Raw genomic sequence first — 22,310 nt, forward strand, 5'->3', positions numbered from 1 at the left:
CGTGTCCCGATACCGACCGAATCAAACTTTAATTAATCACATTTTCAAAGAACTCTTTGGCTGTGCGGCATAGCTGTTAGGCCATATGTTGAATTTTTAACGAACTATTGTATAATGATTCTATGATATTAAACGCTGATACATCTGAGTAAGATTCTTGTCAACGTTAGTGATCTTAAATTGAACACGAGCATTCTTGAATTTCTTTGGGAGTAGGGTGACAAGTTTATCCATTACTTGATCAACATTGGTAAAGCCGGTGTCTTCGAGAGCACATACTTTCTTACCCATTACGAATGCCTCTGCATGAATATTGTTATACTTAGAAATCTTCTCAAAGGTTTTATCTTCCTTCTCAACATGCTTAGATTCTTTATCAGTAAAGAAAATGAAATCAATAACCTTCTCATTGAGAATCCAGGCAGGAGTAAAATCGATTTTTACATATACCTTAGCCATTCGATTGATAGAATGGTTGAGACCGAAATCAACCTCGTTCATGGTAGCACCACATTCATTCTGTGCTATCGTTGCCCAACTGTGACGAAAAGAATACAAAGATGCTCTATAGCCTTCCTCGACTTTCTCCCAAACCTGCTTAATTCCAATATTCACATTTGCACAGAAGGAATCGGAAGTGGACAAACGCTCATGGAAGTTGAACAACCATGGCGATTTTGGATCCTTGGAAAGGTACTTCTCGAAAGTCGGCTTGATGAACTCAGGAACACGAACCTCAAAGTAACCATTGTCTGATCTAGTCTTTTTAGTCTTCTGACGCTCATAATGAAAAATACCATTTACATACTGATCCTTCTTTGCATTGAAAATGTCAACCGCATTGAGTCCACACATACCGAATGAAATCAATGCAACATCCTGACCGACCTCCATAAGAGGGTTTGTGAATCTGCTTCTGTCTGGAACGACATTGAAGAAAGCACGTAACTTGCTTGCAGGAATTGCACGCTTCTCTGGAATATCACTTCTTGGAATTGTCACATTACCCCAAGGATTCTTAATTTTAACAATCCCAAGTTCCTCATCATTGAACTCCTTAAGAGCAGCCTTATAGACCTCTCTCATACATACAGGGTATTGTTCCTTACAGCGATTTGTCTCTGCAAGAGCTTCAATCCATCGGTTAAGAAAAGCAGAAGTGAGACGTGAGAACATGATGTTATCTGTCTGGGCAAATCTCTCCATGTGTTGTATTGCCCACTTGTAATTACGAGAAGTACGTTCCTGTCCTCGTGCAATCAGCTTATCTATATGCTTTCTTGCATAATCAGAGAAAGACATATCCTTGTCAAAGTCCTGAACAAACTGCAAAACCTCACTTGCTGACCAATTCGATGAATCAACTTGGTTGAGTCGAGTGTAGAATTTATCAATCAAAACAGAAGACTGTTGAATCACGAAAGGATCAATGATGTCCTTCTTGTCATCACTGAGACCTTTTTCATTAACCATCCATGACGTTCTGAAGTAGGAGAACTGTCTGTTTTGGGTAAAACGGATGTAAACATTGTACATTCCGTTTTTCATCTTTGCCTTAACAATTGCTTTTAATGTAGCCATAGCTGAAAATCTTTTTAAGTTACTATATCTTTTTTGTTCATTATGATTCTTTGGAAAACGCCATGTTATTTTGGGAAACACGGTCGATTTTTTGGGAAACAATCGTTGTTTTCTGGGAAACATTTAAATGCTTTGGGAAACAGAACCTTGAAAATTGGGAAACATTTACCCCATTTTTGCCAACTTGTACTGCAAATCGAATAAGCAGAACATGAACAAAAAAGTAAGGGCAAGCACCTGTTTCCCAGATACTTGCCCTTTATATAGCTAATTTTCAGCACGTTTCGATTACTCTTCAACTGCTGCCTGGGCGGCTGCGAGGCGTGCGATGGGCACACGGAACGGTGAGCAGCTGACGTAGTTCAAACCAACTTTGTGGCAGAATTTGACGCTGGAAGGTTCACCACCATGTTCGCCGCAGATACCGCACTTGAGATCGGGACGAACTGAACGACCCTTCTCAACAGCCATGTTCACAAGCTGACCTACACCATTCTGGTCAAGAACCTGGAACGGGTCAACCTTCAAAATCTTCTTCTCGAGATATACGGGCAAGAAGCTGGCAATGTCATCACGAGAATAGCCGAAGGTCATCTGAGTAAGGTCATTCGTACCGAAGCTGAAGTATTCAGCACGAGAAGCGATGCGGTCTGCAGTCAAGGCAGCACGAGGAATTTCAATCATGGTTCCGACCTTGAAGGGGATTTCAACACCTTCTTCTGCGAAGAGTCGAGCGGCTTCGTCACGGATGACTTTCTCTTGAGCCTCAAACTCGTAGAGGATACCGGTAAGGGGCACCATGATTTCGGGATGCGGGTCAAGACCTTCTTTCTTCAGTTCAATGGCTGCGGAAAGGATGGCGCGAGTCTGCATCTGGGTGATTTCAGGATAGGTGTTGCCAAGACGGCAGCCACGGTGACCAAGCATCGGGTTGTGTTCGCAGAGGCTTTCCACACGCTGGCGGATATATTCTACTGTCACGCCCATTGCTTTTGCCATTTCTTCCTGTCCCTTTGCATCGTGGGGAACGAATTCGTGGAGAGGGGGATCGAGAAGACGAACGTTCACGGGATAACCGTTCATGGCGCGGAAGATGCCCTTGAAGTCTTCTTTCTGATAGGGCAACAATTTGGCGAGCGCCTTCTTGCGTCCTTCCACATCGGGAGCAAGAATCATTTCACGCATTGCCACAATCTTTTCGTTGTCAAAGAACATGTGTTCCGTGCGGCAGAGACCGATGCCGACTGCACCAAATTTGCGAGCCACTTCAGCATCGTGAGGAGTGTCGGCGTTGGTGCGAACCTGCAAGTGTGTGTATTTTGCACAGAGGTCCATCAAAGCAGCGAAGTCTCCGGAGAGTTCAGCAGCCTGAGTCTTGATGGCTCCTTTATAGACACGACCGTTTGTACCGTTCAAGGAGATGTAGTCACCTTCGTGAAGTACAGTTCCGTCAATTTCAACTGTCTTGTTCTTATAGTCCACGTTGATGGCGCCTGCACCGCTGACGCAGCACTTACCCATACCACGTGCCACCACGGCAGCGTGGCTGGTCATACCACCGCGTGCGGTGAGGATGCCTTCTGCCACAGCCATACCTGCGAGGTCTTCGGGAGAGGTTTCAATGCGAACCATGACCACTTTGTGTCCATCTTCGTGCCATTTTGCAGCATCGTCTGCGAAGAAGACGATTTGACCGCAAGCAGCACCCGGGCTGGCGGGAAGACCGCGAGTGAGTTCTTCAGCCTTGGCAAGTGCTTCTTTGCTGAAGACGGGGTGAAGGAGTTCATCCAGTTTTTGGGGTTCGCAGCGCTTGATGGCAGTTTTTTCGTCAATCATGCCCTGACGGAGCAAATCCATGGCAATCTTCACCATGGCAGCACCGGTGCGCTTACCGTTACGAGTTTGGAGGAACCAAAGTTTTCCTTCTTGAACGGTGAATTCCATGTCCTGCATGTCGTGGTAGTGCTCTTCCAGTTTGGTCTGGATGGCGTCCAACTGACGATAGATTTCCGGCATGGATTCTTCCATGGAAGGATATTTTGTTTTGCGGTCTTCTTCAGAGATGCCCTGAAGTTGAGCCCAACGGCGAGAACCTTCCAAGGTGATTTGTTGCGGTGTGCGAATACCTGCCACCACGTCTTCGCCTTGTGCGTTCACGAGCCATTCACCGTTGAAGATGTCTTCGCCGGTTGCAGCGTCGCGGCTGAAGCAAACGCCGGTGGCGGAAGTGTTGCCCATGTTTCCGAAGACCATTGCCATGACGGTGACAGCGGTTCCCCACTCTGCTGGAATTCCTTCCATTTTGCGATAGAGGATGGCACGTTCGTTCATCCAAGAGTCAAACACTGCGCAGATGGCGCCCCAGAGTTGTTCAACGGGATCTGTGGGGAATTCCTTGCCGGTTTGTCCCACGATGGCTGTTTTGAAGCGAACAACAAGTTCTTTGAGGTCTTCGGTGTCAAGTTCGTTGTCAAGGGTGACGCCTTTTGCTTTCTTCACCTCTTTGATGATGGATTCGAAGGGGTCTTCATCGTCTTTGTTGACGGGTTTCATGCCGAGAACGACGTCACCATACATCTGTACGAAGCGGCGATAAGCGTCGTAAGCAAAACGCGGATTTCCGGTTTTCTTGGCGAGACCTTCTACCACTTCATCGTTCAAGCCAAGGTTCAGGATGGTGTCCATCATGCCGGGCATGGAAGCGCGAGCACCTGAGCGAACAGAGAGGAGAAGCGGATTTTCCACGTCGCCGAATTTGCTGTTCATCAACTCTTCCACGAGATGGAGGCTTTTCTCAACCTCGTCTTTCAAGAGTGCGACTACTTTTTCCTTACCGATTTCGTAGTATTCGTTACAAACGTCAGTAGTGATGGTAAAACCGGGAGGCACAGGCACGCCAATGAGGTTCATTTCAGCCAAGTTGGCACCTTTACCACCAAGTTCATTCCTCATATCAGCACGGCCTTCAGCTTTGCCGTTACCGAATGTGTAAACTCTTTTAGTATCTTTCATTGTGTATAAAATAGAAATTGTTAATTTTTCTCTCTGTTTTATTAAGCGCAAAGACTTACGTGCTGCAAATATATATAATTGTTTTGTATTACGCAAACAAAGGGGTGTTTTTGCGAAGTGGAGTTTAAAATATACGTCTGTAACGCGTTAAATTCCCTAAATTTTCGCTTTGAGCGGAGAGTTCTTTCGTTGAAAGTTCAGAAATCGTCTTCCAGGCAGAGTCTGCGGAGTTCATACATGGAGCCGTTGTAGATGTTCAAATCCACCTTTCCTTTGATGCCGTCCAATCTTCCGCAGTCGGTGTGTTGCCAGAACTTCCATTTGCCGTTGTAGGTCAGGGAAGAGACATAGTAGTGGGCAATCCAGTAGGGGTAACGGTCAAATTCAGGTGTGTTGAGATAGTCTTTTTTGAACTTATAGTAGGTGTAGAGTATAGGCGGTTTATGATAGCGTGCTTCAACTTCTTTCATCCAAGTGAGGGTGGCTTCCCTGAGTTGTTTGGGTGTGAGATTTCCAATTTCTTCGATGTCGAGCACGGGAGGCAGGTCTCCTTCTTCCAAATGCACTTGTTTGAGGAAGAAGCGTGCTTGTTCTTTTGCCGAGACGTTTGGTTTGAAGTAGTGGTATGCTCCGCGAAGCAAACCAAATTCTCTTGCTTGATAAAAATTTTCATTGAAATTTTCATCAAGGAGTTGGACTCCTTCTGTGGCTTTGATGAAGACGAAGCAGATGCTCTCGTCTCCAATTTTTGCTTTGGAGAGTTTGTTCCAATTGATGTCTCCTTGGTAATGACTGATGTCGATTCCGCGAATGGAATATCCGTCGGGATAGTTTTCAATTCCGTAGAGTGCTCTCCAGCGTGAACTGTGTGGAGCGACTACATATATATATATAAAGTAGCACAGCAGTGCACACAGCGTGACGACCCCTGCCCGCCAAAGCATCATTTTCAGCGAGTGGAAACTGTTTTCCATGGAGGAGCCTCGTTTTTTTCTTCGCGGACTTTTTCTGCGAGAGCCGGTGGCTTTTCTGTGTGAAGTGCTATTCAAGATGAGAAGAAAAGAAGAAGTTTATGCACCGAAGCTCCACATTCCTTTTTTCAAAGGGAAAGGCTTTTGGCGCATAAACTTCTTCAAAATTAGTGGATTCTACGATTCAATTACTTGCCCTGCTCGAGTTTGAGTGTCATGGTGCACTGGTCGCAAACTTCGGTCGGTCCAAAGTACTGAATGGGGCCGGGATACACGAAGCAAGTGTTTTCTGCCCATTCTTCGCGGTGTGCGGCAAACTCTTTGAAGGGAGCGCCATCCAAGCGAACGAGTGCTTTTTTGATGACGGGTTTCATTTTACCGTTGCGACGTTCCATGTTCATCATCATGGTGATGGGCACACCACCTGCCACCCATTGGTCAGCGGGCGCAGTTGTGTTTCGAACGATTGCCATGTAGCCGGTCTTTCCGTTTGCCACGAGCTGTGCAGCGCTGGTTCCAAGTGCATAGCAGTAGTCTGCGTCATAGTTGGAGGGAGCAGCGCAACGTCCTTCGTAGCCGAAGAAGTGGTGCTGTGCAGCGAACTTGCCGACGAACTTACCTTCTGCTTTCCATGCGGCGAGTTTGGAAGCAACCATTTCGCTCAGGAGTTTTTCAGTTTCAATCAAAGAAACTTGAACGTTTCCGTGCGGGTCACGTTCCATGGTGAGTTGCTTGGCAACGCCTTCGGGAAGGCTTTCATAGATGGCAGCGTTTTCAGCGGAGAGTTTGGAAAGAATCCAAGCACGCTGTTCAGAAACAGCGACGTTTGCTGCTTCGGGGGTGGCGAGCAGGTCGTTGAGTTCAGCAATCAGTCGTTTCATGGCGGGGATGAACTCAATGAGTCCTTCGGGAATGAGGACAGTGCCGAAGTTGTTACCGTTGGCAGCACGTTTTGCCACTACGCCGGCGATGTAGGTGACGATATCGTCAAGGGTCATGTTCTTTTCTTCCACTTCCTCGCTGATGATGCAGACGTTGGGCTGGCACTGAAGCGCGCATTCGAGAGCGATGTGGCTGGCAGAACGACCCATCAATTTGATGAAGTGCCAGTATTTGCGAGCAGAGTTGGCGTCGCGCTGGATGTTACCAATCACTTCAGCGTAGGTCTTGCAAGCAGTGTCGAAGCCGAAAGAAGTTTCAATCTGCTCGTTTTTCAGGTCGCCGTCAATGGTTTTGGGGCAGCCGATGACCTGCACGCCATAGTTGTGAGCGGCATAGTATTCAGCCAACACACAAGCGTTGGTGTTGGAGTCGTCACCACCGATGATGACGATGGCTTTGATGCCGAGTTCACGAATAATTTTGAGACCGCTTTCAAACTGGTCTTCTTCTTCGAGTTTGGTACGTCCGGAGCCGATGAGGTCAAAACCGCCGGTGTTGCGATATTCGTCAATCAGTTCGTCGGTGAGTTCAATGTACTTGTGGTCCACCAAACCGCCGGGGCCCATCAAGAATCCGTAGAGTTTGTTTCCGGCGTTTTGTTTTTTGAGTTCATCGTAGAGACCACAGATCACGTTGTGTCCGCCGGGGGCTTGACCTCCGGAAAGAATGATACCGATGTTCATCGGAGCGTATTCTTTCTTTTCGTCGGAGGGGACAAAATCCACGAGCGGCATGCCGTAGGTGTTGGGGAAGAGTTTTTTGATTTCTTCCTGGTCACCCACGCTTTGGGTGGGAGCACCTTCTTTGATGCTCACATTGCCACGCAAACCTGCGGGAAGTTTGGGCTGATAAGCAGCACGGGCAATCTGTAATGCACTTTTTTCCATGATGGTTGAAAAGTTTAAAGGGTTATTATGGATGTTCTATAAATTATGGGATAAGGAGTGTTCAAAAGAAAGTGCTTATGTTTTGGTTGCAGAGTCTATGGTCTATAGTCTATAGTCAATAGTCAACAGTCAATAGTCAACAGTCAATAGTCAACAGTCAATAGTCAACAGTCAATAGTCAACAGTCAATAGTCAACTAGAACACCCCATTATTGATTTTTTTTCTTCGTTAGAAGTCCGCTGTTTTGGGTGTTCTCGGGAAGGGAATGACGTCACGAATGTTCTGCATGCCTGTGACAAACAGGACGAGACGTTCAAAGCCGAGTCCGAAACCAGAGTGCGGGCAGGTGCCGAAGCGTCGGGTGTCAAGATACCACCACATGTCTTTCATCGGAATCTGCAGTTCGTCAATTCTGGCTTTCAGTTTGTCGTAGCTTTCTTCACGTTCTGAGCCACCGATGATTTCACCGATTTGCGGGAAGAGGACATCCATGGCACGAACCGTTTTGCCATCTTCGTTCATCTTCATGTAGAACGCCTTGATTTCTTTCGGATAGTCGGTTAGGATGACGGGACGCTTGAAGTGTTCTTCCACGAGGTAGCGTTCGTGTTCGCTGGCGAGGTCTGTGCCCCAATGCACGGGGAATTCAAACTTATGTCCGTTTGCCACGGCTTCTTCGAGGATTTGGATGCCTTCTGTGTAGGTGAGTCTCACGAAGTCATGTTCCACCACGAAGTGAAGACGTTCCAGCAGGGACTTGTCAATCATCTTGTTGAGGAACTCAAGGTCGTCGGCACAGTGCTCCAGCGCCCATTTCACACAATATTTGATGAAATCTTCTGCGAGATCCATGTTGTCATGAATGTCGTAGAATGCGATTTCCGGTTCAATCATCCAGAATTCTGCGAGGTGACGCGGTGTGTTGGAGTTCTCGGCACGGAAGGTTGGTCCAAAGGTGTAGATGGCACCGAGGGCAGTAGCACCGAGTTCTCCTTCCAGCTGACCGCTCACGGTCAAGGACGTCGGTTTGCCGAAGAAGTCGTCGGAATAGTCAATCTTTCCTTCCTCATCTTTTTTCAGCGTGTAGAGGTTCTGCGTGGTGACTTGGAACATTTGTCCAGCCCCTTCGCAGTCAGAAGCTGTGATGATGGGTGTGTGGAAATAGAAGAAACCGTGTTCGTGGAAATATTTGTGGATGGCATAAGCCAAATTGTGGCGAATGCGGAAGACTGCTCCGAAAGTGTTGGTGCGAAGACGCATGTGGGCATGCGTTCTCATGTACTCAAAACTTTGTCCTTTTTTCTGCATGGGATAGTCTTCGGCGCAGGTGCCCAGGATTTCAATTTGTTCTGCTTGCACTTCCACGCTTTGTCCTGAGCCCGGGCTTTCCACCATTTTGCCGATGACGCTGAGACAGGAACCGGTGGTGATTTGCTTGAGCAGTTCCGAGTCAAAGACTGCGGCGTCTGCCACAATCTGCACGTTTTTGATGGTACTACCGTCGTTCAGAGCGATGAAGCTGACAGCTTTTCCGCTGCGACGAGTGCGAACCCATCCTTTCACACAGACGGTGGAACCAAAGTCCGTGCTTTTCAACAAGTCATTTATTTTTGTTCTTTTCATTGTTGAATCAAATCTGAAGGAAATTATTCGTAAGCGCCCATTCTGAGCATGTTGACTTCTTTTTCAGTGAGGTGTCTCCAGTCTCCGCGTTTCACATTTTTCTTGGTGAGCCCCGCAAAGAAGACGCGGTCCAGTTTCACCACGTGATAGCCGAGACTTTCAAAGATTCTTCTCACGATGCGATTCTTTCCGCTGTGGATTTCAATGCCCACTTGTTTTTTGTCCGTGGGGTGTGCATATTCCACAGAATCTGCCTTAATCACGCCATCCTCCAGGGTGATGCCTTCTGCAATCTGGGCAAGGTCGGCGGCGGTGACATTTTTGTCGGTTGTGACGTGATAAATTTTCTTCTTCAAGAATTTCGGGTGAGTCAGTTTTGTAGCCAATTCTCCGTCGTTGGTGAGGAGAAGAACCCCCGTGGTGTTTCGGTCGAGACGTCCGACAGGATAGATGCGTTCGCGACAGGCATGTTGCACCAAATCCATCACCGTTTTGCGGTTCTGCGGGTCTTCGCTTGTGGTCACATATCCTTTGGGTTTGTTCAAGAGGACATAGACTTTCTTTTCCATTTTCACGGGATTGTCGTGGAAACGAATCTCGTCGGTTCTGAGGATTTTGGTTCCAAGCCCGGTGACGACTTCTCCGTTCACTTTCACCACGCCGGCTTCAATGTATTTGTCGGCATCGCGACGAGAGCAAACGCCTGCATTGGCAAGGAATTTGTTCAAGCGAATGGGCTTTGTGGGATCGTAGTCCTCTTCTTTATATTCATATCTTTTTTTGAAGCTTCTGTTTTTATTGAATCCGGCGTTCGGGCGACGCATCGGTCTTCCTCCGGAAAAACCGGAGTGTCCTTGGTAGTTGTTTGAGCCCTGATAGCCGTTTGAGCCTTGCGAGCGGTAACCGCTGTTGCGGAAGGTGCGTTCAGATTTTTCATATCCTCCTTCGCCGGAGTAGTCGGCGCTGTAAGTTCTTCTTCCGTAGCCCTCATTTCTCTGAAAGCCTCCTCGGTTGAATTCTCTTTTGCCGCGGTAGGAAGGTCTTTCGCCACGTGATTCATAACCATTATAGGAAGCACGTGCACCATAGTGCGTGGATTCCCCTCTGTTTTCACTGTAGGTTTCGTTGCGATTATTGAAACGAGCGTTTTCGTTTCTATAGCCGCCATAGTTTCTTCCCATCAATGGAGTGGCATTTCTGCTGAATCTGCGTCTTCCGGCAGTGTTTTTGGAAGATGTCATGCCATTTTCTTTTTCCTCGTTGGAAGCACGATAACCCTCACGGTCGTCGCCTTCCGGCTTTTGAAAGTTTTCGTTCATGTTTTGGTTAGATTAGTGAATGATTAAGTGATTGTGTTTGTGTGTATAATTATTCTCAGTAATTGCGAGAAGTGTTTCATCTCTTTCGGGCAGGAGTTTGTTTTTTTACTGTCCGACTCCGGTGTAGGTGTCCGGTTTGATTTTTCTGAGTTCCTCTTTCACGGATTCGCTGACGTTCAGTGAGTTGATGAAGTTCAAGATTCTTTCTTCCGTGATGGTTTCGTTGGTTCTTGTGAGTTCTTTCAGTGCTTCGTAGGCATGCGGATAGGCTTCTCTGCGAAGAATGGTTTGAATGCCCTCAGCCACGACGACTCGGCAGTTCTCCAAATCCTGTTGGATGCTTTCGGGATGTAGCAGCAGTTTGCCGAGGCCTTTGAGTGTGCTTTTGAAAGCGATGAGCGCGTGTCCCATGGGGACTCCGATGTTTCTGATGACTGTGGAATCGGTGAGGTCGCGTTGCAGGCGGCTGATGGGGAGTTTGGAAGCCAGGTGTGAAAGGATGGCGTTGGAAATGCCGAGGTTTCCTTCGGAGTTTTCAAAGTCAATGGGATTGACCTTGTGCGGCATGGCACTGGAGCCCACTTCGCCTGCCTTGATTTTTTGTTTGAAATATTCCATCGAAACATATTGCCAGAAATCTCTGTCAAGGTCGATGACGATGGTTTGGATGCGGCGCATGGCATCGAAAATGGCGGCGAGGTTGTCGTAGTTGCTGATTTGCGTGGTGAACTGTTCGCGTTCGATGCCGAGTTTGTTTTTCAAGAAGTTGTTGGCAAAGGCGACCCAGTCACGTTCGGGATATGCCACGTGATGAGCGTTGAAGTTGCCGGTGGCTCCACCGAACTTTCCGGAGAAAGGAATGTTTTTCAGGAGGCGGATTTGCTGTTCGAGACGATAGACATAGACTTGGATTTCCTTTCCGAGTCTTGTGGGGGAAGCCGGTTGTCCGTGTGTTCTTGCCAGCATGGCGACATCTTTCCATTCCTCCGCTCTGTCTTTGAGTGCCCGGACGAGTTCTTCCAATTGCGGAAGATAGACCTGTTCGGTGGCTTCTTTGAGCATGAGGGGGAAGGATGTGTTGTTGATGTCCTGTGAAGTCAGACCGAAGTGCACAAACTCCATGAAGGGCGTCAAATCGCAGTCAAACTTCTCAAAGCGTTCTTTGATGAAATATTCGATGGCTTTGACGTCGTGGTTGGTGACTTTCTCAATTTCCTTTACTCTCGCGCCGTCTTCTTCGGAAAAGTTCCGATAGATGTCGCGCAAGGTTTCAAACAAGGAAGCATCAAAGTTCTTCAGTTGGGGAATTTGTTCTTCGCACAAAGCGATGAAATATTCAATTTCAACACGTACTCTATACTTCATCAAAGCCCATTCAGAGAAGAAAGCAGAAAGTGATTGCGTGGAAGAATGATAGCGACCGTCAATGGGCGAAACGGCAAATAATGATTCAAATTGGCTCATGGTTACAGCAGCAGAATGTCTGAAACGGAGCAAAATGGGATTTCTGTTTGCTCCTCTTGTTGTAAATCTCGATGCAAATTTAGTGCATGATGAGCGGAGAAAGAAGAAAAAGTGTGATTTTTTCAAGTGAAACACGCTTGTTTTCCACACTGATGTGCACAAAAAAGCACTTAAATATCTTAAAACGGCTCATGTTTCATTTGTTTTATCTACTTTTGACCGGAGAAAAGTGTTTTTCTTTCTGCTCTTTCTTCTTTTCCTCTAATACATCTAATACTATTATATATATAATGTGTTTCAACCCAATTCCTTGAACATCTTGAATCAAACCATCTAAAACCATACATTCATGAAACAACTCATCAGTTCTTTCCTTCAGCGCGGAATCTGTCTGCTGCTGCTCGCCTTGCCGGCAGCCTTGCTTCCCGCACAAACCACTTATGAAATTTATCCCATTCCTCACCAGATTGCTTACGGCTCACAGAATCTTCACTTCACCGAAGAGGTGGAGGTGATTTGTGGGGAAGGCATTGACCAAGCCACGAAGAACCGTGCAGAAGAGGTGCTCAAGACCCACGGTCTGCAAGCAAAGTTCCTTGACGCTTCCACGGGGCAGAACCGTTCCATTCTTCTGATTGGCATCCACGGAAAAAACTCCGAAGCGAGTGATTGCGCTGACAGCTGGGGACTTTCCAAAGATGTTTTTAATGTGCCCGACAAATTTGATCGCCACCTCCTTCACATGCGTGAGCTCACAGGTGGAGTTGCGGAAGTGGTCATCTTGGGAGAACACACCGATGCCGCCTTCCATGCGCTCGCCTCGCTTGACCTGATGCTGGACAAGGGAATCAACAACTTGCCCGGTGTCACCATCAACGACTACGCCGACATGCAAAGCCGCGGGCTTGTGGAGGGTTACTATGGCTACCCCTACAGCATCGAGGTCAAAAAAGACCTCATGCACTTCATGAAGCGCCACAAAATGAACACCTATCTCTACGGTGCAAAGAGCGACCCCTATCACTCACAGTTTTGGAAAGATCCCTACCCCACTTCCATATCCGCAGAGCAGGAAACCAACGGATGGCTCTCTCAAGACATGGTGAAGGAGTTGGCAGAGACCTCTCAAGCCACCAAGGTGAATTTCATCTGGGCGATTCACCCGGGAAATGACTTCATTTATAGCTCCACCGTCATCAACGACATCATGGGCAAATTTGAGAAAATGTATGCCCTCGGTCTTCGCCAATTCGCCGTCTTCGTGGACGACGTGGGCGTGCCCACCAGCGACGCGGACGTTCAGAAGAACGCTGACCGGCTCACCGCACTTCAGCGTGCCATTGAGAACAAGTGGAACGTGGATGGCGCCGCTGCCTCCGACACCGTGCGTCCCCTGCACTTTGTTCCTCAAATTTATTGCACAGGCTTCACTTCCTCCAAGGAACAGTACAACAAGTTCTTCCAAGCCCTCGCCACAACACCGTCCTACGTCACCATCTACACCACCGGCGCCGGCGTTTGGAGCGTGCCCAACTCCACGGACTTCAACGCACCGCGCGAACCGCTCGGACGCAAAGTCGCCTGGTGGTGGAACTATCCCTGCAACGACAACGCCGACGGCCGCATCTATCCGATGGACATGTACTCCAACTTCCGCGACCTGCCCTCCGTTTGGAACGACGCCACCCTTCCTTCCGAACTCACCGACGGCTTGGGCATCGTGAGCAACCCGATGCAGCAGGGCGAAGTCGCCAAAACTCCCCTCTTCAGCGTGGCAGACTATGTTTGGAACACTGCCGGCTTTGACAACCTGACTTCCTATGAAGCCTCTTTCAAACCCGTCATTCCCGAAACAGAAGCTGCAAGAGAGGCTTACAAATATCTCGCCCCCTATCTGAGAACCAATGAGAACTCCGGACTTTCCACGCTCATTTCCTCCTATAAGTCTAAAGGTGATCCGACTGCATTGAAAGAACGCATGACGGAAATCATCAACCAGAGCGCATCGCTCAAACTGCTTTCCACCTCTGAAAACGAAAGCGAACGTCTTCTCTGGAACGACCTCAAGCCCTGGGCGCTGAAACTCGAAGCCATGGCGAAACTGACCTACAACTTCCTGGACGCATTTGCCAACGACGAACCGCAAGTTGAAACACTGGCAGCCCTCTGCCTCGAAGCCAAAATGTTGAACGACAAACCGGAATATCGCGTCGATGCACTGGAAGGCATGGGCACCGGCATCTCCGTTTCCAACAACGCCACACTTCCTTCTCAACAGTATCTGGCTCCCTTCATCCAATACCTGACCGAGCAAGTCGCAGAAAAACTTGAGGCGAACATCACAAACATTTCCGCCCACCAAGGCATCACGAATCAAGAAGGAACCAAACCACGCGTCAGCGGAACCTCGCTCCTTTCCGTCTCAGCCACACAAAGAATGCTGCAGCCCGGAAAGTACGTGGGAGTCCAACTCAAACAACCCACCTACGTCACTAAGTTTGTCGTTGCCGACACGCTCTACACGAATCACACCGTCCTCTACAGTTCCAACGGAAAAGATTGGAAGAAAGTCACCACCAAAACGACCACACCCACTTCTCTCCTTCGCTACATCGTGCTGGTGAACGACACAGAACAGCCGAAAAGTCTTCGCATCGCTACCAACAGCATCAAGATTACGCTGCCCGATGCCGTCACCATCGACGCTGCCAAATCTTCCATTCCTGCCGGAAACATTTGGGAAAACCACAACAAGGAACTCATGTTTGACGGAGACTACAATACCTTCGTCTGCCTCAACAAAAACCAAAGCAACAACGATGCCTACACGCTGAAACTCAACGCGGAAAGAACCATCAGGAAAGTGCGCATCGCCATGGGAACCGTCAACGGCGACTACATGACCGAGGGAAAAGTTCAAATCTCCACCGACAGCATCAATTGGACAGACCTCTTCATCAAAGGCTCACTCAGCACGTCCTATAAGCTCTCGCAGCCGCAGGTCGTGACCTACAACAACGAGGTGACGCTTTGCGACTTTAGCGGAGACAATCAGAAGGCAAGATATGTGCGCCTCCTCCTCTCCAAAGCCAACACCGCCAAGTGGATCCGTCTCTACGAAATCGAAGTGAACGGCTCGGGCACAGACTCCGAAGGACTTGCCACCGACGAGTTCAACGCTCCGCTCGCAGGCATCGCCGACCCTTCCTCCATGGTCAAAATTGGTGGCGGAAAAAGCATGACCTATCACTTCATTCAGCCGCATCTCCTTGACGGAATCTACGTCGCCGCCAATCCTGACGGCATGAGCGAAGTCACTGCTTCTGTCACCTCGGACGACACGAATTGGACGGAACTGCCCGTGCAGTTTTCTGCTCCCGTGACCTACGTGGACATGACTGCCCACAAAGACGCCACGGCTCTTCGTCTGAACTGGACGAACAATCCCCCCACTCTCTTGGACATCTTTGAGATGCCCAACACCACCGAAAGTCCCGACATGACCGGCATCCGTGACCTCACTGTCTCTTCGTTCTCTCGTCCCATCATGTTCGTGGAAGGGGGCGAGTTGAAAACCGTTTCGGACAAAGGCATCAAATCGGTTGAAATCTATTCGATGGACGGAAAGAAGCTCTGCACACGTGCCGGAAAAGGAAACCACAACGTGTCGGTTTCTCTCGCCGGAATGACGAAACAGAATGTCGTGGTTCGTGCTCGTCTGAGCGATGGCACTGCCATTGCCTCCAAGATTCTTCTGCCTTAGTTCGTCAGAAGTTCCGGAAACAGAAAAGGGGAACGCTCCTTTTTCCAAAACTTAAAGAACGCTCCTTCACAGATTCAACGGTCTCTCCCACGCTCCCGTGCGGCGAGACCGTTTTTTTTGAAACATGGAAACACATCGCTGGACGCCACAATTCAGCAAAGCGACACCACTCCGACACAGCTCCTACACCACTGTCGGAAGAGTCGCCTGTACGCAGAAATCCTTCTTTGTGCGGAGACGCACACTCCGCTGTGTAGGGTTCTGAGCAACTCCGTTTCAACTCTACACTATACGTAAATAAAAGGGGAAACAAAAAAACTCTGCAAACTATACACAAACCCTACATTTAACCCTGCATCTTTCTGATTTATAGCGCGTTACAAAATGTATAGTTTGAGGCGAAAACTATACACAAACTATACACAAACCCTACATTGAGAGTCAAAGAGACAAAGAGTCAAAGAGTCAAAGAGTTAAAGAGACAAAGAGACAAAGAGTCAAAGAGACAAAGAGTCAAAGAGACAAAGAGTCAAAGAGACAAAGAGTCAAAGAGACAAAGAGTCAAAAGGGTTTATTTTACTGGAACATTAATGTTCATGAATGGATTCATTAAATGTCCATGAATTGATTGTTTGAGTCTATTTCTTTATTTAATGAGATATTAATGAGTGAATTAATGAGCATTAATGGCGGGAAACATCGAGCATTGATGGAGGGAAACATCGAGCATTAATGGAGGAAAACATCGAGCATTAATGGCGGGAAACATCGAGCATTGATGGCGGGAAACATCGAGCATTGATGACGGGAAACATCGAGCATTAATGGAGGAAAACATCGAGATTTAATGGAGAGAGCTTCTGAGTTTTTCACTCCAGCACGACGTTCTGCACTCGGACGCTCCAGCTGAGGACACCGATGCTGATGTTCACGTATGTCCATCGTCCGCCGGCGAGGAAGAAGTCGAGGTTGTAGCGATATTCGCGGTCAAGGAACTCTTGCAGCGGCATGAACTGGTCGTAGTAGTTTCGGGCGTCGTTCAGCAGAGCGGGGAGGTTCACATCCACCACTTTCTCTCCCGTTTCGCGGGAGGTGATGATGAGTCGTGCGTTGTCCGTGGCAGGTGTGCGGTTCACGAGTCGGCTGGTGGAGAGTTGGAAGTGGGCGGTGCGCCCTATGTGGTTCGTCTCACCCTCCTCAGCACGTGCGGAGGGAGCGGCGTTAGTTTCATATTCGGTGTCCCAGATGGAGAAGGGAGAATAGTGGAGGAGATTGTCCGTGGCGTCCGTTTCGTTGTCGAAGAGGAGTGTGCCGTTTCGGTCGATGATGCAGACGTCATAGCGTTCGGCAGCCATGCTGGCAGGGTCTTCCGTTTGTCGGAGAGAGATGTGGATTTGTTTTGTGTCTCGGATAAGTTTCAGTGTGTCGCGCACCTCATATCCTTTTTTGAGGGTCACGGTGTCCACCGGAAGGAGTTTTGGACCTTTGCTGGTGTCTTTGAGTGTAGTGAAGAGAGTGTCGAGCGGCATTCCTTCGTGCGGCACGTTTGCTGTGCCGTCGGCAGTGACAGCCTCTCGGTCGAGTCGTATGCGCAGGTTCTCCATCGGTTCTCCCGGTTGGAGTTCTGTGCGTCGGAATTTCGCGCCGTTTGTGGCGAGGCATTCCGTGTAGGATTTTTGTTGAGCGAGTGCAAGGATTTGGTAGGTTCCTTCCGGCAGTTCTCCGTCGGCGAAGTGTACGCAGAAGTCCTTGCTTTTTAGCGGTTTAGATTCAGCTGTGTTGCTTTCTTCCTTTTGTGTGACGAACTTTCCGTTCTCATCGAAGACATAGACGGTGACGCTGCCCACGTGGTCAGCGAACATGTCGGCACGTTCAATGTTATAGTCATATTTGAAGTGCACGTAGAGTCCCATGGGACAGGCAGAGAGGTCGGTTTCCATCATGTTGCAACCGCTGAGCAACGTGGTGAAGCCGCCGATTGCGGTGATGGTCATCGCCTTGGTCCACAGTCTTTTCATTTTTTTCATGTGTGCAGGAAGAAAGATTTTCAAGTGGAAAATGGAGTTTCCCAAAAAGTTTGGTGAAAAATCGGGGAGCGGCAGGGCGGGTTGCCCCGCCGCCCTCCGAAAGAGGATTTACTGGAGATCTACGCCCTGATCGCGCTTAGCCCAGGAGAGGATGTTGATGTTCACGGAGATGTAAGAGTTGATGACATCGTCCGGAGTTTCCACATTCTTCACTTTGGGAATGAAGGGAGTACCAACGCGCTTCACGCTGTTCACGGTGAGGTTGTACCAGTTGTTGCGTAGCACGCCATAGCGACCGAGGTAGTTGCCGTCTTGACTTACGCCAGTAGGATAGATGGTGTCAATGCTACCTTCTTTCGGTGCAATGCCATCGGTGTATTCATCTTTGTTCCACGGAGTGAGGTCGTCACCGAAGTGCTGGATGCGTACTTCATAGTAAGCGATACCGTCAACATATTTGTATACATCGCCGATGCGTGCTTTTGCACTTTTAAATTCATCTGATGCTACATCAATTGCACTGCCATTCACTTGATAGCCAGCCAATACCAATACGTTTTCAACACTAGTGGTTTCTAAAAGTACGTTAGAGATAGTTTTGCCGGTATAAATAGACATGGCTGCGATGTTTCTACGTACATCCTCCAGCATTTCTGATTCAGTACACCAAGTGTCACCGGCATTGTCCCAGTTGTGCAAAATATATCTATCTCCAATACCATTATCAATCTTCACCTTGAGGATGGCGCGAGTGGTGTTGTCAAAGAACATCTGATCCACGGGGAAAGTGTTCTCCATGCAGAAGAGAGGACTGGTTGCTACGTTTGCAGGTGTAGTCCATGTGTAGCTGGCAGTGGCAGTCTCAGTTTTGAGATCTGCAGAACCATCATAGTTTGTACTCTTAGCGAAGTAAGTGCGATAGAGGTTAGTGGAAGAACCGGGCTTGTCAATACCCACAGTCTCATTGCCAACCATGCGATAGCCGGTGGCAGGATTTGGCAATGTGGGAGAGGCAGAGCGAAGAGCCATCATGGTGGGATTGATGAGGTCTGCGTTGCGAACGAGGTAGGAAGTGGGGTTTGTGTTGTCAAGAGCAATGCCTAAGATTGTGTAAGTCAAACCATTACCATTGACTATAGAACCAGTGAGACGATCGGTGCTCATGGTCACCTTAGCCACGGCACGTTCCACGTAGATGTTGGCAGCGGGAGCATCAGCAGCGGCAGCAGCAGTGTTCTTGATGTTGTCAGCGATGATTTCAGACAGTGTGCTTACTTTCTTGCCTGAGAAATCGACAACTCCGGTAGCGGACTGAGCGTCGGTCAAAGGTGCGTTGAGCATCAAGAGACCCTTCTGGGCATTAGTGGAAATCTTGCTTGTGTAAGCTTGGAAATCGCTGAAAGTAGTTCCTATATTAATAGCGGCTTCAGTATCATCAGTCTTCACATACTTCAATGTGGCGTTGTCCTTGTCATCCACGGCTACACCGTTTTCGCATTTGAAAGCACCGGAGCTGATACCGTTCAAGATGACCAATGCTTTGATTTTGTCACCATCAATGGCTTGAATGCGCTTGGTGATTTGAGCAGTAGCAGTGATTTGGTCAGTGGTAGTACCAGACTGATTGAAGTTTACAGGAAGCTGATAAGCAGCCTGGAACTGGGCTTCTCCTTCAGTTTGAGCATTACCCTGAGTGAAGAGAACGAGGATAGCATCGTTCACAGCCCATTCGTTAGCGTTACCATCATCAAAGTTGTCGTTGGCACGACCAGCAGATGTGGTCTTCGGAAGATTAATGCTCAATGATACGTAACCTGTACCATCAGCACCCCATTGTGCACCGCCGCCGGCAGGAGTTTCCACCACGGCGCTGTCGCTACAAGCTGTCAACATACCGGCAGCAAGAGCAGCAATCATGAATTTTTTCATGTGATTAAAAAATTAAGTGAATAAAATAAGTGAATTAAAAAATTATTTCTCAGTTTTCACGCAGAAGCGTGACAGATGATTCGTTTGTTGGGAAGTTGAATGCCTATGAATGATTAGATTATGAATGGTTTATTTATTGAATTGGTTAATAAGGCATCCATTGCATATTGGATTTGCCTCTCAAAGGTGTGTCAGAATGGTTAAGATGCAAGGCGCTGAGGCTGAGGGCGCGGGGAGTGTACTGAAGTACATGACCAAGTCTGAAGCCCCACGCAGCAGATTGGCTATTATGACACGCCTTTGCTGTTACATTCCGTGTTCTTTGACCGCCTGCAGCAATTCCAGATTTTGTTTTGCCTCGGGCAGTCCGGCTTGGGCAGCCTGCGTGAGGAAGGTCTCGGCATCGGCATAGCGCTGCTGCAAAAGCGCCAGTACGCCGCGGGCATGGATGGCTTCCACGCTGTCACCTGACTTTGCCAAATATTTCTCCGCCGCAGCCAAGTCGCCTTTCTTCAAAGCGACGTTTGCAGCGTTCACATTCGCCACGGGGTCGGCGGGATACATGCGCACTGCCACGTCAAACACCTCGTTGTAGGCATCAGAGCCAACGGGGTAGAGGTTGGCGATGCGGAACATCTTGTTCAGAGAGAGCAGCTGCGGCTGGGTGTGAAGAAGCTCGGCTGCCTCGGCATCGGACATGGGGCGGATGCGATATTCCACCGTGTAGTCACTGTGGCGCAGGGCGGGGTAGTAGTTGTTGAGGATGTAGCGATAGTCCTCGGGGTGGTCGGCACGCAGTTTGTCGTTGCGCGGGTCGGGTTCGAGGGATTGGTCACGCACGATGCGCAACAGGGCATCGCGGTTGGCAAGGGTGGAGCGGGAGAGGAGGGTGTCCAGACCTGCCCAGTCCTCGGGGGTGTATTCCACGCGGAAGGTGGATTCGGGGAAGTCATACTGACTCTTCACATATTCCTTCAACGTGGCGGCACGTCCTTTTGCCAGTCGGGTGTTGTTCTCCCAAGAGCCTTCGGGAGAGGCATAGCCGTGGATGCCGATGGCGGTGATGGTGACGCGGTTGTCGTCCTTGACGCGGTTGATGGTCTCAAGAATCTTCTTGAGTTCGGCAGGGTTGTTGCGATAGATGGGATCCAGTACGGTGCTGTTGACGGGATAGTCCAGATAGGCTTTGCCCGAGAGGGAGACGATGGGGTCGGGGGCGGCAACGGGCGGGAGGAAGGCATAGACCACCTTTCGCTCGGGGTGAATCATGACGGGACGTTGCTCGCCGAGGTTGCGTCCGAGGAGGTTTCCGCAGCCGCAGGTGTCGGTGACGATGCGGAGATAGCCTTCGTCCATCCATTTCTCATAGGGGATGGTGTCTAAATAGGCGACCGCCTGTTGCGTGTCGTTTTTTCGTAGCACCTCAACGGAGTTGGGATAGTTCTTCTCTTTGCGCCCGTTGCGTTCATAGATGAGGTGTCGGTTGCGTCCGTTGATGACGACGGATTTGAAGACAGCGGTGTTTCCTTTGCTGTCGTCAATGACGGGTGTGAGAACCAGTTGTCGGTTGGTCTTGATGGAAAAGTCGTCGAGGATGAAGGTCGTTTTGAGAATCATGTCCTTCTTGACCGACTTGCAACTGGTGGCTTCCTGCCGAATCTGTGCTTGCAGGGGCAGGAGCAGGAGGAGGGAAAATATGAGGGAGAAAAACTTCTTCATGGCTGGTGAATATATATGTCGCGTATATATATAATGTGTATCAGATAAGAATCAGAAGACGTACATGATGCTGAACGCAAGTTTGGTCGGTCCGAAGTAGTTTTTGTTTCGTTTGTTGAGTTGTGGTGCGCAGACCTGGCAATCAAATTCCTTTTGGTGGAATCGGATGTAGCCGGCGCCGATGGAGGCTTCCAAGTTCCAGTGGCGTGAGAGCATCCACTGATAGCCGTAGGTCACGCCTCCGCCGAGAAACCAGCCTTCGTAGCGTCGTGAGCCGAGGTTTTTGAAGAAGGGGTTGGGGATGTGCATGTTGCTCAGGTTGTACTGTCCGCCCAGAGCGTGCACGCCGAGGAAGTGCCCGTTGAATTTCTCGCAGAACCAGTAGCGAAATTCCGGCACGAGCACCCAGTGGCGGAGTTGTTTGACGGTGTTGTCGCTGTTGTGGAACTTCCAAGGGTTGAAACCGTAGAAAAGTTGGGCGGTGGTCTTTTTGGAGATTCCGAGCTCCACACCGAGGTTTAGCGTGGTGGTGGCATCGTAGAGAAGATTGTTTTTGATTCCAATCTTCTGCGCGTGTAGGCAAATTGTACTAAACACAAATAGAACCCATACGGCTGTATGTTTTCGAAGCATTTTCATGAATTTTTGTTTTGTTTTTTCTTTGGTTGCCTCGGTGTGACCGGGTGCAGTTTTTAGATGGTTGGAAGGGGGGATCCTCCCTACGCGCGTGTGCGTGTGTTAATCGCGCGTGTGCGTGTGTAAATAATAAATAGTAGCTTGTGTTATAATTTAGTCTTCTGTTGGTGAAACTCTTTTTAAAAAAGATTTTAAGCCATGGAATGGCGTTTCGTTCCTTATTTCTCATAAAGAACGGTGCAAAAGTATGTAATCCTTTTTTTCGCGCCAAATATATTACGAGAAAATATAACAACACAAAAAATACCCCCCCATTTAAAAAACGTTATTTGGAGGCGCGAAAGAGACTAAGAGACTAAGAGACGGGGCCTACCCCAACCCCTCCCTAAAGGGAAGGGCTTTGTTGCGGCGCTGATGCACCGCACATGGGGGTCTT

13 protein-coding genes are annotated in these 22,310 nt (G+C 48.8%); 2 read left to right on the plus strand and 11 right to left on the minus strand.

Annotated elements, in window-relative coordinates; all coding sequences use genetic code 11:
* Positions 1-120: 120 nt before the first annotated feature.
* The 7 genes from I6E40_RS08035 to purB form a co-directional block, all read right to left on the minus strand.
* On the minus strand, positions 121-1,581 hold the full coding sequence (locus I6E40_RS08035) for a tyrosine-type recombinase/integrase (RefSeq protein ID WP_235386525.1): 1,461 nt from the start codon (positions 1,579-1,581) through the stop codon (positions 121-123).
* A gap of 288 nt (positions 1,582-1,869) precedes the next feature.
* Positions 1,870-4,593 carry a pyruvate, phosphate dikinase gene (gene ppdK, locus I6E40_RS08040; RefSeq protein ID WP_235386526.1) on the minus strand — a complete coding sequence of 908 codons (2,724 nt, stop codon included), beginning with the start codon at positions 4,591-4,593 and terminating at the stop codon, positions 1,870-1,872.
* 197 nt (positions 4,594-4,790) lie between these two features.
* On the minus strand, positions 4,791-5,567 hold the full coding sequence (locus tag I6E40_RS08045) for a glycoside hydrolase family 25 protein (RefSeq protein WP_235386527.1): 777 nt from the start codon (positions 5,565-5,567) through the stop codon (positions 4,791-4,793).
* Between the two features lie 185 nt (positions 5,568-5,752).
* On the minus strand, positions 5,753-7,393 hold the full coding sequence (locus I6E40_RS08050) for a diphosphate--fructose-6-phosphate 1-phosphotransferase (protein ID WP_235386528.1): 1,641 nt from the start codon (positions 7,391-7,393) through the stop codon (positions 5,753-5,755).
* A gap of 229 nt (positions 7,394-7,622) precedes the next feature.
* Positions 7,623-9,017 (minus strand): asparagine--tRNA ligase, encoded by a 1,395-nt coding sequence (asnS, locus tag I6E40_RS08055; protein WP_235386529.1) that lies wholly within the window; start codon positions 9,015-9,017, stop codon positions 7,623-7,625.
* A gap of 23 nt (positions 9,018-9,040) precedes the next feature.
* Positions 9,041-10,336 (minus strand): pseudouridine synthase, encoded by a 1,296-nt coding sequence (locus I6E40_RS08060; RefSeq protein WP_235386530.1) that lies wholly within the window; start codon positions 10,334-10,336, stop codon positions 9,041-9,043.
* Positions 10,337-10,441: 105 nt separating this feature from the next.
* Positions 10,442-11,800 (minus strand): adenylosuccinate lyase, encoded by a 1,359-nt coding sequence (gene purB, locus I6E40_RS08065; protein WP_235386531.1) that lies wholly within the window; start codon positions 11,798-11,800, stop codon positions 10,442-10,444.
* A gap of 349 nt (positions 11,801-12,149) precedes the next feature.
* On the opposite strand from purB, the gene I6E40_RS08070 reads away from it, so the two are divergent.
* The gene (locus I6E40_RS08070; RefSeq protein WP_235386532.1) at positions 12,150-15,563 is read left to right on the plus strand and encodes a beta-N-acetylglucosaminidase domain-containing protein; all 3,414 of its coding nucleotides are present in this window, start codon (positions 12,150-12,152) and stop codon (positions 15,561-15,563) included.
* A 124-nt stretch (positions 15,564-15,687) separates the two neighbouring features.
* A complete protein-coding gene (locus I6E40_RS08075; protein WP_235386533.1) occupies positions 15,688-15,828 on the plus strand; it encodes a hypothetical protein in 141 nt (46 codons plus the stop codon).
* 604 nt (positions 15,829-16,432) lie between these two features.
* Here I6E40_RS08075 and I6E40_RS08080 read toward each other — a convergent pair.
* From I6E40_RS08080 to I6E40_RS08095, 4 genes are all read right to left on the minus strand, one after another.
* The gene (locus I6E40_RS08080) at positions 16,433-17,581 is read right to left on the minus strand and encodes a FimB/Mfa2 family fimbrial subunit (RefSeq protein WP_235386534.1); all 1,149 of its coding nucleotides are present in this window, start codon (positions 17,579-17,581) and stop codon (positions 16,433-16,435) included.
* A gap of 117 nt (positions 17,582-17,698) precedes the next feature.
* Positions 17,699-19,519, minus strand: a complete 1,821-nt coding sequence (locus tag I6E40_RS08085) for a fimbria major subunit (protein ID WP_235386535.1) — start codon at positions 19,517-19,519, stop codon at positions 17,699-17,701.
* A gap of 306 nt (positions 19,520-19,825) precedes the next feature.
* Positions 19,826-21,238, minus strand: a complete 1,413-nt coding sequence (locus I6E40_RS08090; protein WP_235386536.1) for a hypothetical protein — start codon at positions 21,236-21,238, stop codon at positions 19,826-19,828.
* Positions 21,239-21,289: 51 nt separating this feature from the next.
* A complete protein-coding gene (locus tag I6E40_RS08095) occupies positions 21,290-21,877 on the minus strand; it encodes a DUF3575 domain-containing protein (RefSeq protein ID WP_410897047.1) in 588 nt (195 codons plus the stop codon).
* Positions 21,878-22,310: the final 433 nt, after the last annotated feature.

It is taken from the genome of Prevotellamassilia timonensis, from assembly GCF_021531665.1.
Classification (GTDB): Bacteria; Bacteroidota; Bacteroidia; order Bacteroidales; family Bacteroidaceae; genus Alloprevotella.